We start from the raw sequence: 20,818 nt of genomic DNA, 5'->3' as shown, positions 1-20,818 counted from the left end.
AACACAAGCGGTCCTCCCCGGAACCGCTCAACCGTTAATGTGCAGATTTCCATTCTGCAACAGGGTATTCAAAATCGCCGTGTTATCCCCAAGGCCTGACAGGTCAACCCCCTGAAGGATGATTTTCTGGGTGACATCCCCGCCGGGCGTGGCGTTGAAATCCGTGATGGTATCAATAGCCACCGAAGACGCTGTGCCTTCGTGGCCGGCAATCCAGACAAACGTATCGGAGCCGGTGCCACCGGTCATCGTATCGTTGCCAAGGCCGCCGACCAGGAAATCATCGCCGTCGTTGCCGATCAGGGTATCCATACCGGCCAGCCCCTCAATCCGTTCACCGAAGGCGGTGCCAGTCAGGGTTTCATCACCCACCGTGCCACTGATGCCATCCGTACTGTCGAGGGTATGCTGCACGTCAATGGCCAGTGTGGCGGTGCTGGTATGTGTGCCATCCGAAACGTCATAGGTGAAGGTTTCCGACTTATCCATCTGCCCCAGCACTCTGGCCTCTGCATCGGTCAACGCCCGGTTGTAAATCCGGGCTTCATCAATCTCACCCTGGAAATAATTCCCATCGCCCGTCAGGTCACCCGTATCAATCTGTGTATCTTGGCTCATCCCCCCAAAAGCGATGGCGCCGCTATGGGGGTTGACTGCCTGTGCCCCCGTGTTGGTACCAAACGCCATACCATCCAGATAGCCCGTCAGCGTCCTTTCGCTGGCTGTTGCGCTGGTGGCATCCAGCACAAGGGAAACACTGTGCCAGCCAGACGCCAACCCATTCAGATTGGTACTGACATACGTACCGTTCCAACCAGTCGATTCACTCCATGCGCCAACGTATAAATTGCCGTCACGAATATAAATATTGAAACCATTGGCCCCTCCGCCCTGTTCATACAGAACCTGGGTGCCCGTCAGGGCATTGGCCGGATCGACTTTAAAGGCAAGACTGATGGTGTAGGCAGACTTGGTGCCGGTATAGGTATTGAGTTCAGTAGAATTCGCCACATCAATGCGGTCATTGCTGCCATCAAACGCCACTGCACTGCCGCTAATACCCTCACTGGCAAATGTCGCGCCATTCAGCGTACCGTTATCCGCGATACTATCGACGGTTGAACTGTCCGCAACCGTGGTGCCGGTACCTTCATCGAAGGTCCACCGAGCTACCAGGTTGCTGTCCAGATCCACACTCGCATAGGCCGCATCCAGGTTATAGGTCCAGCTGCCGTCGGCAGCGATATCCAGGGTACCGAACTCGCCGTCGATACTCGTTGTACCCGTGGTGGCCACCGCCTGGCCGTTCACCGAGGTCACTGTCAGCGGATCTCCACCGGCAGTGGTTTCCACCGGCAGCACATCGTCACTGATGCCCGAGGTATCGCTGAGTTCAATGCTGGCATCCGGTGATCGATCCACGGGAATCACTGCCGTAGCGGCGGTGGTGAGCTCCCCATCGGAGACGCTGTAATCCAGCGTCAGGTCACCCGCGAGATCGTCACCGGGCAGGATGGTCCAGGTGCCGTCGTTGTTATCGTAGACGGCATGCTGGTTATCCGGGTAGATATCCCAGTCTGCGCCGTTGAGGGTATAAGTGGAAACGGAGGTCGCGCGATTCATGACACCGATCTCACCGTCACTGATATTTTCACTGAACTGGTGGGCAATCTTTTCCACACCATCGACGGTCAGGCTCACCCGATTATCGATAATATCCACCTCGTAATGGCGGTCAGTGTTGATGTTGGCATTAGCACTGGTTTCATTAAATTCAGACAATCGGGTTGCTGTACCGCCAGTCCATTGCTCAACAACCCAATGCGGTGAATCACTTCCATCATAGCTACCAATGGTCTTGTAGTTATTGGCATCCACGTAATCAAAGACGATGAAGTTGTTGCGGGTTGTGCTGTTATCCCTCGGCGCAACCGTAAAATCCAGATGCAGGTCAGTACCACGGGTACCCCCACCGGTGGTATCAATCAACACGACATTCTCTTCTGCACCAGACGTCAATGTAAGTGTATTTCCATTAATAGCGACGCTACCGCCCGTGCCCGCTGAGAAACTGGCCTGAAAATCATGCCGGTGCGCCGTCACGCCATTGATGCTGACATCCTGCACGCTCAGGGTGTCGCCATCCACATCGGAGGCATTGCCGAGCAGGAAGGCCTCGGTCACCGTATGGGCGTCCAGATTCTCCGGCGCTGTCACCGTCACTGCGCCGGACACTTCCGGTGCCTCATTCACATCCTGCACCTGGATGACCATGTCCTGCTCGGCAGTCAGGCTGCCGCTGTCGGTCACCCGCACCCGGATGGTGTGGGAGGCATCGGTTTCATGATCCAGACGGGTGCCATCGGCCACCGTGATGTCGCCGGTCGATGCATCAATGGCAAAGCGGCCACCGGCATCATTGACCAGTTCATAGGTCAGGGTATCGCCATCATCCACATCCGTGGCACTGGCGCGGCCAACGAGAGTGCCATGCGCGGCATTTTCATTGACCTGATTGCCCCCCAGCCCGACGGAAGCGCTATAGATGTTGTCATTGCCATCCTGATTCGAGGTCCACAGCACCTGCAAAGCGCCGCTTTCGAGCTGAACCACGGAAGGATCAAACTGGTTATCCGCCGACGTGCTGTTGATGGCAATTTCACCGGTCAGCGGGTTGCCATCGGCATCAAAGCGTCGCCCATAGACACCCTGGGTTCCGTCCGCATCCTGCGAGGTACTGCGCCAGACCACAAAGAAGCCACCGTCGCTCAGCGCTTCAATGGAGGCCTCGGCCAACGCGGAAATATCCGGCGCCACTGACGTGTTGATCTGAACCGGGGAACCCTGCTGGGTACCGGTGTCAGACCAGCGCTGGAAGAACAGGTTGTCGCCACTCTGGTAGACCGTGACAACATCACCATTGCTCAGGGTGTCAATCTCAAAATGGGGGTCATTGGCATTGATAGCGCCACCAAATGCAATTTCCCCGGAGGTGTTGTTTCCGTCACTGTCAAAAAACTGGATCCTGGCGCTGTCATCCGCGGTGGTTCCACTTAAACGCCAGACCAGGGCGAAACCACCATTGTCCAGGGCGGTCGCTTCCGGGCCACCCCACTGCCATCCACCCACGTTACCGGCAGTCACCGTCTCCAGCGTGTTGCCCTCGCTGTCCAGTATCGTCGCCTTCACATCCAGACTATGGGTATTCGTGACCAGAAAACGATTGCCACTGAGCGCGATGACATCCGGCTTATAGTGGCTGCCACTGGCCGTGCTGATTTCAAACTCCCCTTTAACTTCAGTGCCATCCGCTGCAAACACCCGCATTTTGGTCGCCGCGAAGCTGTTCGGATCAAACTGTTCCCAGACAACGGCATAATTGCCATTCGCCAGTGTTGCCACCTGAGGGAGATGGACGTACTGATCCTCAATAAGCGTCGTGGTATCCACCTGAACCTCATTCCCCTCAGGCTGCAGTTCCGGCGTGGTGGCCGTCAGGCGGACATTGTCGAAAGATACCTGGTGGGTACCATCGTCATTAATCAGTTCAATAGTTAACGGTTCCCCGATGGCCGCAGAATCTGCTGGTATCGACGTACCACTGAGATTCAGGGTCAAGGTGGCAAATTCACCTTCATTCGGTGTTACTGAACCATCACTCACCAGCACTACACCACCGGCAGAAAGGCGGACAGTATAATTACCCATGCCCGCCGCATCCTGCCTGTTACCAATGTCAACCTGTAGTGTATAGTCGCTGGAACGGTCAAAGGTTTCTGACAAGGTCTGGCTGATCGTACCGCCGGCCGTATTGATAAAAGCGACGTTTTCCCCGTCGCTGGCTTCAGCCGACAAATGGTTTGCGCCATAATCATGGATACCCAGTAAGGATCCGGTAAAGGTCCAGGCACTGGCGGCAGGAGCCTGCTGCCAACCACCATTCGAGAGGTTCACACTCTCAAAGCTGTGATCTCCGATAGTAATGTCTCGGCTGACATCCACATACGCATACTTCTGCGCCTTGATGGCATGACCGCCGTTTTCTTCGGAGTGCCAGACCGCGAGGTAACCGCCATCGGACATGGGTGTCAGCACCGCTTCATTCTGAGTGCTGTCGGTATCGGTGTTGACCATGGCCTCATTGCTGACGGCCGTATCCAGCGTAGTGCTTAATTCCGGCGCATCATTAATATCCGCCACCTGAATGGTCAGCTGCTGAGTTGAAGTCGCCTCACCATCGGATACCTGGACGGTAATGGTGTGACTGTCGGCGCTTTCATGGTCCAGTGCACCGGCCACGGTGACTTCACCGGTCGCGCTGTTGATGGCGAACCGGCCGCCGGCATCATCGGTCAGGCTCCAGGTCAGGGTGTCGCTGTCGCCATCCAGGTCATTGGCGCCCACGATACCCACCACGGTATCCGTCGCGCTGTTTTCATCCACGGACAGCGTGAAGGCATTGGTCACGGAGGTGGTGATACCGTAAGCGTTAAATGCGACGCCCGGTTTGACCGCCGTGAGGGTGATAGCGTCGGTTCCGCTGGCGGTGGGTGTCACGATCCGGCTCAGGTCAAAACCGGTCATCTGGCCAAGCAGGGCATCACGGATATCGGTTTCACTTTCACCCGCGACCACGGTGTGGCTGACCTCCAGGTCATCGATGTAGAACCGTACCGTTTGTCCCGCCTGCAGCCCGGCCGGGATGGTGAGGGTTTCCACCTGGGCAGTGCCGGCAGTGCCGGCAGTGCCGGCACCGTTATAATTCACACCTTGCACCGCACCAGCGTTATTCATCATGTTCACATCGGTGGCGACCACCTGGTCCGCAGAATCCTTGATGACAGTTGTCAGCGTGAAGGGCGGACGGTTCGGGTCATCAAACCCGATCACGTTACGGTAGGTGGAACTGATCGGGTTCCCGCCCTCAGACACCACGCTGACATGGCAACCGATACCGGGATCAGCGTTGATAATCGCATTGGTCAATCCAATAGCAATACGATGGAGTGCGGTATCGGTAATGGTGAATGAGACCGTATAGGTTTCACTGGTATCCGCACTGTTGGTGAACGTCAACTCAATTGTTTCGCCCACTGTGAAGGTATGGGAGCCGGATCGGGTAATCTGGATATGCTGGGCCAGCCCTTCCTGGTTCGCGGTATCCACGGTTTCACTGAGCGCAGTGCCGGCGCCGGTGATGACCGGGCCATCATTGACGTCGGCAATAGAGAGCGTGGTATTGCCAGCATTACTGTCCAGCGAACCGTCGTTCACCGTGACCGACAGGATGCGGTCATCCGTATCCGGGCTATCGGACAGGTTGGTGTAGGTAATACTGCGCAGCGCCGCCTGGTAGTCCGCCACACTGGCGCTGCCGGTCAGGGTCAGGGTGCCGGTGGCGGCGTCATAGCTGCCGGTGATGCCATTCTGGTCGGTGAAGTTGAGCCGGTCTTCCGCCACATGGCTCTGGCAGTCATGCTCGGTGAACTGCACCGTGGCGCTTTCCAGGGTACCTTCAGGATCGGTCAGTGACAGGGAATCCAGCACAGCGACATCACCATCCCCTTCGGTATAGCTGACAGGGCTTGATGCGGTGACCACCGGCGCTTCGTTGACATCCTGCACCAAGACGGTGAACACCTTGTCGGCAGACAAACCAGTGCCGTTGTTATCCGTGGCCGTAACTGTGACAGTAATCCTGTCCTCGGTCTCATGGTCCAGCGACTGCCCCGCCTTCAGGCGCAGTTCGCCACTGACCACCTCGAACCGGTTATCAGACACAGTGAACGAATGCTGCCCGAATGGGTCTGTCTCACTGTCCGGATCCGTGAGGCCAAGGGTCGCGAGGGTGGTGGCTGTTGTGGTGTTTTCATCAATGGCTACCACACTGTCCGGGGCAAAAAGTTGCTGAACCTCGGTAGCTGTCACGGCGTCATCGAACACCTGAACCCCTGCAATCGCCCCGTCCAGATGCGTATTTCCCTGAGACGAATATCCCAGCCGTAAGTGCGTCTGACCAGTAAAAGTGGAGGCAGACATCGTACCGCTGGCCACTTCCCCACCATCCACATACAGCGTCTGGCCACCCACCGCGCCACCGAACGTATGCACCACATGGTGCCACTCGCCGTCGTTGTAGGTTTCCCCTACCGTGCTGGTGATGGACTCTTCCTGCCATACCCGGGCGGTAATCGTCCCGTCAGCATTGAGGAACACATTTCGGTCATGGCCACCGCCTTCGATCTGCAGTAACCCACCCGCATTATCGGCCCTGAACCAGAAAGAGACGGTATAGGCGGTTTCAGAGACATTCAGCGGCACATTGAACGTCGTCGCACTGCCATCAAACGCGACAGCGTTGGCAAACTGGCTGTTCGGTGGTCCACTGGTAAAGGTGGGGGTTGCACCGGCAAAGGCCTGGCCGCCCGCCTCACTGTCATAGCTGTTGTCGAAATTCCATGCATGATCCGCCGTCGGCCCGGTGGTTGCCCGTGCCGGATCCACCGTCGCCGAGATGTCGGGGGCATCATTGACGGAGGCTACATCAAAGGTCAGCGTCTGTACGCCGCTGTCGGCTGTCCCATCACTCGCCGTAAACTGCAGGTCGGCATAACCGGTGCCATGGGCATTAGCGGCGGGTGTGTACTTGAGATTCCCCAGATCGGCTGCCGTAATCACCTCGTTGGCAGTGACAGCGACATCATTCAAGGTCAGGCTACCATCAGACGGCAACCGGGTGATGGTCACTGACTGCAGGCTGTCGCCATCGTCCACATCACTGAAACCAAAATCGGCGGCCGCAAACGTGTGGCTCTCATCCTCATTGAGTGACAGCGTCTTGTCCTGCGCGGTGGGTGCTTCGTTAACATCCTGCACCAGAATTGTGAAGGTCTCGCTGCGGGAAAAACCGGTGTTGTTGTTGTCGGTGGCGGTCACCGTGACATTGATGGACGATTCGGTCTCATGGTCCAGCGACTGCGCCGCTTTCAGGCGCAGTTCGCCATTGACGACCTCGAACCGGTTATCCGACACCGTATAATTATGCTGGCCAAAAGCTTCATCCACATTGTCAGGGTCAACCAGTGACAGAGTGCCGATGGTGACGGCTGCCGTCGTATTTTCATCGATAACAGCATCCACACTCCCCATTAACAATTGGACATCATTAGCTGTAACCGCCTGTTCAAATACCTGCAGACCTCCGATGGCACCGTCCAGATGGGTATTCCCACTGGTTGAATAACCGAGCCGCAAATGAGTCTGTGACGTGAAACTTGAGGACACCTTCGAACCAGTGGCGACAGCCTCACCGTCAACATACAACACCTGGCCACCGACACTGCCGCCAAAAGTATGGACAACATGGTGCCACTGGCCATCGTTATAGGTTTCACCTGACGCACTGGTAACGGTTTCCTCAGACCAGAGCCGGGAAGAGATCGTGCCATCGGCATTGAGGAAAATGTTTCGGTCATGGGACGTCTGGGCACTGGCCTGAATCTGCAGCAACCCGCCGGCATTGTCCGCCCGGAACCAGAACGACACGGTATAGGCCGTTTCCGACACATCCAGCGGAACCTTGAAATCCATCGCACTGCCGTCAAACTCCACCGCATTGGCTACGTGGCTGTTGGGTCCTGTCGTGAAGGTCGGCGTAGCACCGGTAAAAGCCTGGCTGCCAGCCTCACTGTCATAACTGTTGTCGAAATGCCATTCATGGTCAGCGACAGGTGCACTAATGGCATGGGCGGCATCCGGTGTGAATGTCAGATCACTGATCGCCTCATTGACATCCGCCACCTGCACCACAAAATCCCGTTCACTGCTCAGCCCGCCGGAATCAGTCACCCGCACCCGCAGGGTATGGCTGCCGTCGGTTTCATGGTCAAGGAGGTTGCTGTCGGCAACGGTGATCTCACCGGTGGTGCTGTTGATGGCGAAGCGGCCTCCGGCGTTGTCCGCCAGAGAATAAGTCACATTGGTGCCATCTTCCGTATCACTGCCGGAGACCTGCCCGACCACCGTACCGTTGGCGCTGTTTTCATCCAGGGTGAAATGGGCATCAATGAAATCGCTCAGTTCACTGGCCTGATAGAGGTTGCTGATCTGGTTGGCATCTAATGACTCATTCACTATCATCAGGTCGTCCAACCGGCCGTCCAGCCGCTGATTCGCATTCCAGTTATCGGCTCCCACGAGGTTATTACTTCTGACCAGTACCTCCGGTGGGGCACCGGTTGTCATGGTCGCAGTCCCGACCGACGCGCCATCCACATACAGCGTTATCTGCCCGGCATCATCAATGGTAAAGGCCACATGCGCCCACTGGTTGGCGGCAATGACATCCGGCACTTCCAACTGGCCGATACGCTGCCCCGTACCGTTATAGATATGAACACCGAGGCCGTTTTCGATGTTGGATCCCAGCACAATATTGTGTTGGGCGGCGCCATTGCCAAAGTCAATAATCCGTGCCCAGTTGCCCGTTGCATCAAACTCAACCCAGGCGGCAACCGTCATGGCGCCACCGGTTTCCAAACCATTGATGGCAGCAGAACTGCTCCCGTCCATTTCCAGGGCGTTGCCTGTGCCATCATGCCCGGTGCCCCAGGTCGCGCTGCCGGACAAGGTCATCCCGTTATCGTTGCCACTCTGGTCAGCCACCGTGGTGCCGGAACCTTCCGAGAATACGAAGGCGGCGCTGGTGTCCACGGTATCGCCTTCGGCAATGACGGGCGGATCATTCACCGCTTCGATATGGACATTGATCGCCTGGGTGGTGACATTCGTCGTGCTAGTCGCCGTTTCCGTGGCGGTCGCTTTCACGGTGAAGGTGAAATCATCATGATTGTTGGCCGGCGGCGTCAGGGTCAGGCTGCCCAGGTTCCAGTCAGACACATCGATCACTGTGCCAGTAGACGTCAATGTATTAGTTCCATCGCTCAGCACGACGCCGGAGGGAATACCGCTTAACTCAAAGGCCAGGGTTTCCGAACCATCACTATCCTGTGTGGCGACATCAAGATCAACGACAATGACCTGGTCTTCCTGAACGTAAAGGCCTACGCCTGTCGATATATGGCTGTTATTGGCACTGGTTGCCTGAATGGACACATTATCAACATAGAGATCCCGGCTGTTGGTAATCGCCGTAGTATCTGTAATCCGAATCATTGCATTGCCTGTAGCAATGCCGGTGAAATCGAGATTCAGCGTCTGATACGTTGGGCTACTCGTATTCACATTCTGACTGGCCAGTACCGTACCCGAATCCACATCAATGATTTCTATGCGTCCAGAAACCGGATTCGTATTGGCACTGGCAAATCCCAGACTCAACGAATAGTTGATATCCGGATGAATGGCAAAGGTTTGCTCTGCCACACCCGTTACGGGTGACTCACCGCCACTAAACCCCAGGCTCTGGCGTGATGGGGAAATGCCAACACTGCCCGACAATGTCCAGTCAGAATTCGTCGCAAATTGCCCGTTGCTGATCAGGTTAGTATCCAGCGACAGGTCTCCGTATACGTCGTTATTCAACTCAACCGTTGGGGCATCGGTCACCGGCGTGACATTGAACGTTACCGTTTGAGCACTACTGCTGAGTTCACCATCGCTGACTGTAAACTGCAGGTCCGCATAACTGTTGCCACTGGCGTGCGCTGCCGGTGCATATTTCAGGTTACCGATATTGGCGGCTGTTATGACCTGGTTGAGTGTGACCGGCGAATCATTCAGCGTCAGGCTACCCACAGATGGCAGTCGTGTAATCGTCACAGATTGGAGGGTGTCGCCCGTGTCGACATCAGCAAAGCCAAAATCCCCGGCAACAAACGTATGGCTGCCATCCTCGTTGACGCTGAGGGTTTTATCCTGCGCGGTCGGTGCATCATTGACCGCTTCGATATGGACAGTGAGTGCCTGATTGGTGACATTCGTGGCGCCCGTCGCCGTTTCCGTGGCGGTCGCTTTCACGGTGAAGGTGAAATCATCGTGGCTGTTTGCCGGCGGCGTCAGGGTCAGGCTGCCCAGATCCCAGTCCGATACATCAATGGCTGCGCCAGTAGACGTCAGCGTATTAGTACCATCACCCAGTACAACGCCAGAGGGTATACCGCTTAATTCTATGGCCAGGGTTTCCGAGCCATCCACATCCGGTGTTGCTACCGCAAGATCCACCGCTATCGCCTGATCTTCAACGCCTGTAACACGCGGCAACACGCCCGGATTATCCACGGTATTGGCCATCAGGCTGAAATCTTCCAACACCATATTCCGGCCATCACCCGTTGTGCTAACATCCGTCAGACGCAGAATGGCCGTTCCTGAAAAGTTGGCATTGAAGTCTAATGACAGCTGTCTGAAAACCGTTGAAGAAGCACTGATGGTTTGTGAGGCCAGGACTGTGCCTGTCGCCTCATTGATGATATCAACCCGTGTGCTGACAGGATTCGTATTCACCGCCTGATAATTGAAAGTCAGGGCATAATTAATGGCCTGATGTACCGTGAAAGACTGTTCGATAACGCCACTCACAGGCGTATCACCCGCATTCATGACCAGCCTATCGCCAGACCAGAATGCTGCAGAACCTGTTACATCCCATGCCGCCTGATCATCGGTATCTGCAATCAGTTCTTCATCAAATGCCAAGACATCATTATCCAGAGCAATGGTTGGTGCATCCGTCACTGCCGTGACATTAAACGTCACTGTTTGTGCGCTACTGCTGAGTTCACCATCGCTGACTGTAAACTGTAGGTCGGCATAACGGTTGCCACTGGCATGCGCTGCCGGGGCATATTTCAGGTTACCGATACCGGAGGCTGTAATTACCTGATTCAGTGAGACCGGCGTATCGTTCAGCGTCAGACTACCAACAGACGGTAGTCGTGTAATGGTCACGGATTGGAGGGTGTCGCCGGTATCAATGTCATTGAAACCAAAATCCGTCGCGGCAAACGTATGGCTGCCGTCTTCGTTAATGCTGAGGGTTTTATCCTGCGCGGTGGGTGCATCATTCACTTCACCGACAGCAATGGTGAGTGTCCGAACCGGGCTGTCGGCCCGTCCGTCACTGACCGTGAACTGCAGGTCGGCATAACCGTCGCCATTGGCATTGGCTGCCGGCGTAAAGGTCAGGGCGGCCAGTTCCGCAGCCGTGATCACCTGCCCGGCCGTGACGGCCTCATTGTTGAGGATCAGGCTACCCGCTGCTGGCAACCGGGTAATCGTGACCGACTGCAGGGTATCGCTGGTATCGATATCACGGAAACCAAAGTCCGCCACCGTAAACGTGTGGCTGCCGCCTTCCTGTACCAGCAGGGTATCGTCCGCTGCATCAGGAGCGGCATTGACCCCAGTGACAATCACCGTCGCCGTGGATGACGCACTGGCCCCCTCATCGTCCGACATCTGGTAACGCACGGTGACCGTCGCGGTTTCCCCTTCGGCCAATGCATCGAAATCCGTGCCCGGGGTAAAAACCAGCCGGTTGTTGACTATCGTGACCTGCCCGGCGCCCGCCGGGCCGGTATGACCGACAATCTGCACCTGGTCCAGGGTGAAGGTGGCGGGCGTATCATCGGCGTTGCCATCCGTGTCGTTGGCCAGCACATCAATCTCAAACTGGCTGTCGGCTCGCCCCTCGCCACGGTCGGCATGGGCCACCGGCGCCTGGTTGACCCGGGCCGCCGGTTCAGGGGCGCTGCTCTCCTCGGCGGTCGGTTCTTTGGCCTCAACACGCTGTACCGGGGCCGGCCCGCCGCGCTCTCCGATCACCACCCGCACCGAGGGTTCCTGGACGATCAGGACACTTTCTTCCGTCCGGTCAACCTTGGGCATCTGAGAGTGGAAGGTATCCGCTTCCGGTTTCTGGGTGCCGCTGACACGGGAGGTCGGCTCACTGCGTCGTGGCGTGGAAGTCTCGGTATTCGTGGAAGGCTGGTTGATCGCTGACTGGCTGTACTGGTCCCGGTTCAGGGCCGTGGTACGCCCGAGGGATTCTTCCTGTTGCTCGGGTTCCTCTTTCCGGGACTCCGGATCACTTCGCCGCGTGAGCGTGGTATCCATCTCAGCGGCGGGCTGGTTGATCTCTGACTGACTGTACTGGTCACGGTTTAATGCCGCCGTGCGGCCCTGCGCCTCTTCCGGCTCAGGTTCACCAGGGCGCTGAAGGCCATCGCGCCGGATGGCGCTCTTATCATACTGATCCGCCCCCAGAACCACCGCCTGGTCCAGCGCATCCTCATCCGGTTGCTGATGGGATTGCCCGTCAGTGGGTGCCTGCTGAGGCGCACCCTCCCGGGGCTGGGATTCGTCTTTGTTCTGGTTTTCCGGTTCCCTGGCTTCTTTATCAGCCATACATCCTCCGCTGACACTGACTGCTGTTTACGGAACTGCTAGGAACAACAGCCCTGATCCGTCACTCTGCATAACAATACGCCCGGTCGTCACACCGGTTGAAAGAAATGTCCCCCAGCTAAACGGTCAAAGCCCTTCCTTCCACAAACAAGTGGCCTATTTACCTAATGATAAACGCTGGTTAAGGGGCAAAATGCGAGACAACACAATCAGGCAGGCCGTTTTTAGACAGGATTGTAATTACCAATGACACATCAAAGTGAGAATAACGAAACGCCTATTTATCACAGGCCGTTATCGCCATTTCTGATAAAAATTCTCTCTGTTCCAAAGTGAGTATGGACTGGCTGGCTCACTCATCCTTAAGCGGGATATTAAGCCATGGAAGCAGGTCGCCGGTTGCACTCAGTAACTCCAACCGTGCGTATAAGAGTTCATAATGGGCTGAGGTGTAGGCCTGTTGGGCCTGAAACAATTCATTGGCGCTGTCGAGCAGATCAAGCAGACCACGCTGTCCAAGGGAAAACTGCTCCTCATAGGCTGACTGAGTCTTCCGGCTGGCCTTGACATGGGTCTCCAGGAAGGGCATCTGCTTTTCGAGGTAGCGGTAGGATGACCAGGACAACTCCAGCACTTCATTGAGCTGACGCCGTACCTTTTCACGGATCTCCTCCCGCTCCGCCATCCGGTAGGCCGATTCACTGACCGCGGCCTTGTCTGCACCGCCGCGGAAGAGGTTGTAACGTATCCTGAGTATTGCCTGGAAATTATCATCACTGGCCTTGACCCCGTCAGTGTCATGACTCCAGCTCCGGTCCACTTCCAGGTTCAACGACGGATAGTAACTCGCCAGGCTGACCTGGTAGGCATTCTCTGTGGCCTCAACCTCCAGGTTGGCCACCTGCATCTGGGGATGCATGATAAGCAGTTGCCTCGCGGCCCCCAGGGTGCGATACGGTAGCGCTTTGTCCATCTGAGGGGGTAAGAGTTTACCGGGCAACCGGTCGGTCACCGATAAAAACTGGCTGACGGCATCATCCAGATTATTGCGAGCGACCATCAGGTTCGCGGCGGCACGGGCCGTCCGGCCTTCCATCTGAGAGAGGTCGGCTTTGCTGGCCAGTCCCTGTTCAACCCGCTGCCGGATCTGGTCATGGGTTTTTTCATGAATGCCATAGTTTTCTTCAGCCAGTTCCAGCTGCCGACGCTTTTCCAGCAACGTGAAATACACTTCGGCAATCGACAACGCGGTATCCTGCGCCGCATTCAGCCATTCCTGGCGTCGGGCCTGATAAAGATGGCTGGATTGCTCAATGCGGTTGTCGATAGCCTCCCCTTCAAACAGGGGCTGACGCAAACTGAGTGACAGCTCCTGGCGGGTCATGTGGGTATCTTCATTGCCACTGGACCGGGTCGTCGAACTGTTACGTCGCTGCTTACCCCATCCGCTTGACAGGTCCAGCGTAGGCAATTTACCGGCCCTGGCCTGCTTGTAACCGGCCTTTTCAGCCTGCATGCGGTTGTAGGCGGCCATGACATCCGGATGGCCGTCCAGGATTTCCCCGATCAACCCTTTCAGCGTGATCGATTCATCAGCAAGAGCAACATGGCTACCCGTGCATAGCAACAGAAACGACGCAACCTGAAGTAGTCTTGTGTATCGTGTCATCACAGCATCCCTGCTTGCTTTCCTTAACCCATGCAATGACTTCTACACATCCATTCACAAGGTCAATGTGATAACAGCGTATCCTCGCTGTCATGGCAGTGTCTGACTGCCAGTGTTCAAATTCTCTTTATCCGCCTTTTTAACGTTCCGTAAAGGCCCGGCTCTTGGCCCTGAGAATCGGCTTCATCAGATAAGCCAGCAGACTTTTCTGCCCCGTGATGATATCCACTTCCGCCTGCATGCCGGACATGATCGGCAACGGCTTGTCGATACCCCCAAGATGCGACTCATGGGTTTTGATTTTGACGATATAAAAGGCTTCACCCTTCTCATTCTGTATGGTATCGGCACTGATATGGACGACTTCACCGTCCAGTCCGCCGTAAATCGTGAAGTCATAGGCCGTCAGTTTGACCACCGCCTTGAGTCCAACCCGGATAAACGCGATATCCCGGGGGCTGACCATCATTTCCACTTCCAGGGAATCCCCGATCGGGATGATATCCACCAGATCCATGCCGGGGTCCACAACACCACCGCGCGTATTGATATGCAATTTCTGGATAATGCCATTGACCGGTGAACGAATGATGGTCCGTGACACCCGGTCTCCGAGGGATTTTCTCGCCTCTTCCAGCTGATCCAGCACCACTTCAACTTCCTTCAGAGATTCGAGGGTTTCTGAACGGTATTTCAGCTCGACTTCGGCGATCCGGTCCTGGATTTCGTCCCGCGCCGCTTCCAGTCTCGGGATCGACAGTTCGGCATTTTCTTTCTGGGACGCCAGGTCATTGACCTCCTGCTCCAGCCTCAGCAACTGGACCTTCGAGACAATGCCTTTTTCGGTCAGCGGCTCCGTCATCTCAAACTCCTGCTTGGACAGCAGGTAATTCTTCTCAAGAATCTTCAACTGTGCCCGGATGGTTGTCAGTTCCTGCACCGCCTGGCGCTGCTGCTGGCGGATCACACTCAGCTCCGCCTCGTGGGCACTGCGACGGTTCTGGAATAACTGCTGCTCCCGGGTTCGGTAATTTTCGTAGTCTTCCAGTTCGCCGGGGAATACCAGCGTTTCATGGTGCTCCAGCTCCGCCTTCAGGCGCGACGCCCGGGCCAGGTTGCTGAAATAGTCCAGCTCTTTTTCACGGAAATTGGAGGCAAACTGGGTATCATCCAGCTCCATCAACGGCTGGTGGAGTTTGACTTCGTCCCCCTCGCCGACAAAGATATCTTCAACAATGCCGCCTTCCAGGTTCTGTACCACCTGCAATCGGGAAGACGGAATCACCTTACCCTGCCCCCGGGTGATTTCATCCAGTTCGGTCAAGGCGGCCCAGATGGTCGCAGATAACAGGAAGGCAGCCAGCCCAAGAATCAGCAACCGCGTGAGATACGCCGTATTGAGTAGCATGGCCGCACTGGACTCGGACATGAACTGCAATTCCGGCGGTGTGCGCAGCCAATACCGTTGCTCCGCTCCCTTCTTCCGGAAACGGGGAAAATAAGGGCGAAGCGCACGACCAACCGGACTGCTCCAGAACTGCCGCCGCGTTTTAATGAAACGGTATTTTACCGTTCTTAATTGCTTCGATAACGCCATCCTTGGCTCCATACGCAACTAACGCACCGTGATCCAGCACGGCCAGCTTATCCACCAGCCCCAGCAGTGATGTACGGTGAGTGATGAGAATAATCGTCTTGTCCTTGCAGTGTTCCTTGATGTTGGCAATGACCTTGGCTTCCGTCACCTGATCCATGGCGCTGGTCGGCTCATCCAGGATCAGGATCGGTGGATCCAGCAGCAGGGACCGGGCCAGAATCACGGCCTGGCGCTGCCCACCTGACAGGTTAGCGCCACGCTCAGCCACCGGCATATCCATACCTTCGGGATGCAGGTTCACAAAATCCGTGACACAGGCAATTTTGGCGACTTCAGCAACCCGCCCCATATCGACATCTTCCGCACCCAGGGTAATGTTGTGCTTGACCGTTCCGAAGAACAGGTTCATGTCCTGCGGCACACAGCCAATCAGGCGCTGACGCTCAGCCGGATCCACCTGGTTGATATCAATACCATCCAGCCGGATTAACCCTTCTGAGGGTTTGTACAGGCCTGGCAATAACTTGGCGAGGGTCGATTTCCCGGAACCCACCCGGCCTATCAGCCCCACTTTTTCGCCCCCTTCAATCTTGATCGTGAGATCCCTGATCGCCGGTACCGGTTGCTCGGCATAGGTGAACGAGAGGTTATTGATCTCAAGTTCACCCCGGCAATGATCCAGGTGCAGATAGGCTTTCTCCGGATTACGCTCCTTAGGCATATCCATGACCTTCTGCAAGCCTTCCAGGGCAGCCTTGGCCTGGTTGTAACGGGTCGAGAGGCTGGCGACCTGAACCATCGGCCCCATGGCGCGACCGGACAACATGACCGTGGCGATCAGCGCGCCCATGCTCGCCTCGCCGGCACTGATCAGGTAAACCCCGACCAGAACAATCAGAATGGTGGCACTGCTCTGGACAAACCCGGCAAACAGGCTGGCAGAGTTACTCAGCTGCTTCCCTTTCATACTCCAGCGGGAGATATGGCCGACCGAGCTTTCCCAGGTATGCTGCATCTGGGATTCCGCCCCATAGAGGCGCAGCGATTCCAGCGCCGTGAGGTTCTCGATCAGGCTGGCATTTTTCTGTGCTGAGGCGCGATAGGTCTTTTCAATGGATTCTTTCAGCGGTTTCTGGATCAGGAAACTGTAGGTCAGGATGGCAATGATCCCCACTATCGGCACCAGGGCGATGGGGCCGCCGACCATGGCGATGGCCAGCAACAACAAGACCGTAAACGGGATATCAATCAGGGTGGTGGTCGTGGATGAGGTGATGAACTCCCGGATACTTTCAAACTCCTGCATGCTCTTGGCAAAACTGCCCACGGATGCCGGCTTGGCCGCTATCTCCAGTCCCAGCACATGCTCCATGATACTGGCCGAGAGCAGGATGTCGGATTTTTTGCCCGCCACATCAATACAGTAGGAACGGAGCCACTTCAGGATAAAGTCGAAGGTGAAGGCAATCAGTCCCCCGATAGACAGCATCCACAGGGTTTCTATCGCGTTATTGGGCACAACCCGGTCATAGACATTCATGACAAAGAACGGACTGACCAGCGCCAGCATATTGATCACGAATGAGGCCACCAGCACATCCCGGTAAATCGGTACCGACCGGAGAATCGTTCCCCAAAACCAGTGGGACTGTTTCTGCTTCAGGACTTCCGGCGTACGGCTGTCATGCTCCAGCCGCCGTTTGATCAACAGGATAGAGCCATTGCCGGCCGCTTCCAGCTCTTCAAACGACACGACCCGGGTTTCAGGTTCATCAACATGGAGCAGGGTTATAGTGGCTTCCTTGTTCGCCTTGTTGACGTCTGTGAGGATACAGCCGGAGTCTTCGCTGAACAGGAACACGGCAGGACAAATCAGGCTGCTCAACTCATCCGGCTTACGATCCAGCATCCGTGAGGAGAAACCGGCCCGTTCAGCAGCACGGATAAACAGGCCGGGGGTCAGGCTGTGTTCCTTGATCGGCAGTCCTGCGGTCAGGGATTCGGCACTGAGCGGCTTGCCCAGCATTTTGGTCATGGCAACCATGCAGGTCAGCAGGGACGTAGCTGGCAGCGTCGTCTCTGATGCCTTATCAGGCGAGTCAAAAGCATCCATGCAGTACAGCCTTTGTAATTCATGTATGAAGCGAATACGAGGGGTATCGGCCGGACATGGCCAATACGTTAGAACCGACTTTCAAGGGCGTTATCCAGCTGATAAATATCGTCCCTGAACCGCACCCTGCCGTTTTCATCAGGCCAGGCGGTAAAATAGACAAAGAAAACCGGTATCTTCTGTTTCAATACCAGTTTTTCGGTATCGCTGGAGCCTGCCAGCACGCGCCATTCGGCCTGCATGCCCTGGGGAGTCACCATCTGACTGACCAGTTGCGCGATACCCTCAACACGGGTACAACCCGAGCTGAGTGAACGGTCATCCTCATCGAACAGTTCCGGCTTGTGGGTATCATGGAGATAAATACCCAGCTTGTTGGGCAGGTTGATCTTGTAACGGCCCAGCCGGTTTTTGGGTCCAGGCTGCTGTTCCAGCCGGTAGCGAAATTCTCTCTCTACCTGGTGCTTGAAATCGATCCGGTCAATGGGCACTTCCGGCGCGCTGTCATCCCAGCTTTCATAAACCCTGAACCCTTCCTGCTTCAAAAACCCGGGTGTTTTTTTCTCTTTGCGTAACAGGTCATATGCCGCCAGGGAATGGGGCACCTTCCAGACAGGATTCACGATCACATTTTCAATGTCTCCCTGAAAAATGGGTGTCTGGCGATTGGGCATGCCGCTAATCGCCCGGTAACGCCCGGCTTCACGGCCATCATTCATCCATATGACCTCATAACCGGCGATATCCACCCAGACATGCTGCTCCGGCAACGCCCTTGGCAACCAGCGCAATCGCTCAAGATTCACTTTGAGGGTACGAATGCGATCATGGGTAATCGCGACGAGTGCCTGACGCGTCATTGGCCCAAGGCGCCCGTCCGGCCCCAGGTTATAACGCTCCTGAACCTTGGTCAGGGCCTCAAGATGGGATTCACTGTAATGATCATCCGGCAGGTCATGGGCTAGATCCAAATCACGCAGCCAGGCATTGAGCAGCGGGATGGCAATATGCTGGTCTCCCTTATAAATCACCAGGTCATCAGGAAACAGTCGCCGCGCGTCCTTCAACCAGTATTGTAAACGGGCCATCGCCTCCCTGAGAGTTTCGTACTGGGGAATCGCGGACTGGGTCAGATAAAGCTGGTTGATCTCTATGCGTTGCTGTTCAGGTGACAATACAGGTACGTCCGGAATCTGCCATCCCGGCTGATAAAGGTGGCGGTCAACCTGACCGGTATCCAGGTAACGGGCATATTTCGTGGTAATGGCCTGTAATTGTGCCGGGGAAGGAGAGGTCGACAGAATCAGCCAGTCCTGATCAGATACAGACAGGCCATGGCTGGGCAGGCTGGCAAGCCAGTCCAGCAGGCGACGCTCTTCCGCAGGAAGGTGAGGGGTGACTGTCAACAACAGCACGACTGCAAACCACCGGTGCATGACTCTGTCCATACCTCCAGACAAACATCAGGTATACAGGCATGTATCGGCGGCTTGCGTGAGGAGTTCTGGATCAATTACGAATATAAAAACGGCTGGCTGTCGGGATTTCTGATAAGTCCCGACAGCCTTTTGCCACGGTCAGGCACCCAGCAGGGATTGCCCGCAGACCCGGATTACATTGCCATTCACACCCGCTGAGGCGGGGCTGGCAAAGAAAGCAATGGTCTCAGCCACATCCTCAGGCAACCCGCCCTGTGACAGCGAGTTCATGCGACGCCCGGCCTCGCGGGTCAACAGCGGGATGGCCGCTGTCATCTGGGTTTCAATAAAGCCCGGCGCAACGGCATTAATGGTGATCTGTTTTTCAGCCAGTGGCCTGGCCATGGCCTGCACGTAACCGATGACACCCGCCTTGGAAGCCGCATAATTGGTCTGACCAAAATTCCCGGCAATACCACTCATGGAGGATACACAGACAATCCTCCCGCCGGGGCGCAACAGATCCCGCACCAGCAAGGCATCATTAATACGCTCTTCGGAACAGAGGTTGATATCCATGACCATGTCCCACCATTCCGGCTTCATCCGGGCCAGGGTCTTGTCACGGGTGATCCCTGCGTTGTGCACCACAATGTCCACACCGCCGCCAATCTCCGCCAGGGCATCGGCGATAGTGTCCGCCGCTTTGTCATCCGTGATATCAACGGCCAGCGTCTTACCCTTGATTGATGCGGCAACCACCTCCAGCGTCTGGGCAGCAGCCGGAATATCCAGACACACGACTGTTGCGCCATCCCGTGCCAGTATCTCGGCAATGGCCTCACCGATGCCCCGGGAAGCACCAGTCACCAGCGCCACTTTGCCTGACAGGGGCTTTTGCCAGTCAAGCACCTCGTTCTCTTGAGCACTGCCAACCGTAATCACCTGGGCGGATACATAGGCGGAACGGGACGAGAGGCAGAATCGCAGTGGCGAGGCCAGCAGTGCTTCAGCGCCCTTTTCCACATAAATCAGTTGTACTGTTATCCCCTTACGCCCGACTTCCTTGGCCAGACTGCGGACAAATCCTTCCAGCGCCCGCATGGCGGCAGCCTGGGAAGGTGATTCCGCAGCAGCCACCGGACGCCCCAGCACTACGATTCTGCCGCAGGATGTCACCTGTCTAACCACAGGGCTGAAAAAGGCATGCAGCGCGCGTAGCTCTCCGGTTGAGGCAATCCCGCTGGCATCGAAAACCAGCCCTTTAAAGCGAGTCCCTGTTTCGCCCTGCAAATCGAAAGCTTCTGATTGCCCACCGACGGCCGTTACTGCATCCGCTATCGGGCCTGCCGTCTCTGACGTCGCCATTCGGCATAGATCGACCCCACTGTTACACAGGGTTTTGGCCAGGGCCGGCAGCAGTTCAGCCTTGTCGGCAGCACCCAGCAGCACCTTACCCTGGATGACGGTATCCGATGCCTTACCCTGCCGTTCCAGCGGTACCGGCGTCGGCAAACCAAGCGCACTGCACAGGCTCTTACCCAGGGAGGAATTGGCAAATTTCTGGTATTTATCGGGCATGGCGAGCCTCTTTTGTTATCGGCGACATCATTGTCTGCGGGTAGACACCCTCTGGCGACCTGCTATTTCAGCAA

At 56.2% G+C, this 20,818-nt stretch carries 6 protein-coding genes; all 6 read right to left on the bottom strand.

Going from position 1 to position 20,818, the window contains the following annotated elements; all coding sequences use genetic code 11:
• Positions 1-27: 27 nt before the first annotated feature.
• Positions 28-12,366 (bottom strand): LamG-like jellyroll fold domain-containing protein, encoded by a 12,339-nt coding sequence (locus ABD892_RS26875; RefSeq protein ID WP_345199504.1) that lies wholly within the window; start codon positions 12,364-12,366, stop codon positions 28-30.
• Between the two features lie 352 nt (positions 12,367-12,718).
• Complete coding sequence (locus ABD892_RS26870; RefSeq protein WP_345199502.1) at positions 12,719-14,035, bottom strand: TolC family outer membrane protein; 1,317 nt, start codon at positions 14,033-14,035, stop codon at positions 12,719-12,721.
• A gap of 139 nt (positions 14,036-14,174) precedes the next feature.
• Positions 14,175-15,632 (bottom strand): HlyD family type I secretion periplasmic adaptor subunit, encoded by a 1,458-nt coding sequence (locus ABD892_RS26865; RefSeq protein WP_345199500.1) that lies wholly within the window; start codon positions 15,630-15,632, stop codon positions 14,175-14,177.
• Positions 15,586-17,745: a type I secretion system permease/ATPase gene (locus ABD892_RS26860; protein ID WP_345199498.1), complete on the bottom strand. Its 2,160-nt coding sequence runs from the start codon at positions 17,743-17,745 to the stop codon at positions 15,586-15,588. Before ABD892_RS26860 ends, ABD892_RS26865 begins: the two co-directional genes overlap by 47 nt.
• A 68-nt stretch (positions 17,746-17,813) precedes the next feature.
• Entirely contained in the window at positions 17,814-19,181 is a 1,368-nt protein-coding gene (locus ABD892_RS26855) for a L,D-transpeptidase family protein (RefSeq protein WP_345199495.1), read from the bottom strand.
• Positions 19,182-19,322: 141 nt separating this feature from the next.
• Positions 19,323-20,744, bottom strand: a complete 1,422-nt coding sequence (locus ABD892_RS26850) for a 3-oxoacyl-ACP reductase (protein ID WP_345199493.1) — start codon at positions 20,742-20,744, stop codon at positions 19,323-19,325.
• Positions 20,745-20,818 lie beyond the last annotated feature (74 nt).

The sequence above is a fragment of the Kistimonas scapharcae genome (assembly GCF_039540975.1).
Taxonomy (GTDB): Bacteria; Pseudomonadota; Gammaproteobacteria; order Pseudomonadales; family Endozoicomonadaceae; genus Kistimonas; species Kistimonas scapharcae.
This window is presented reverse-complemented; position numbering and strand designations above follow the sequence as displayed.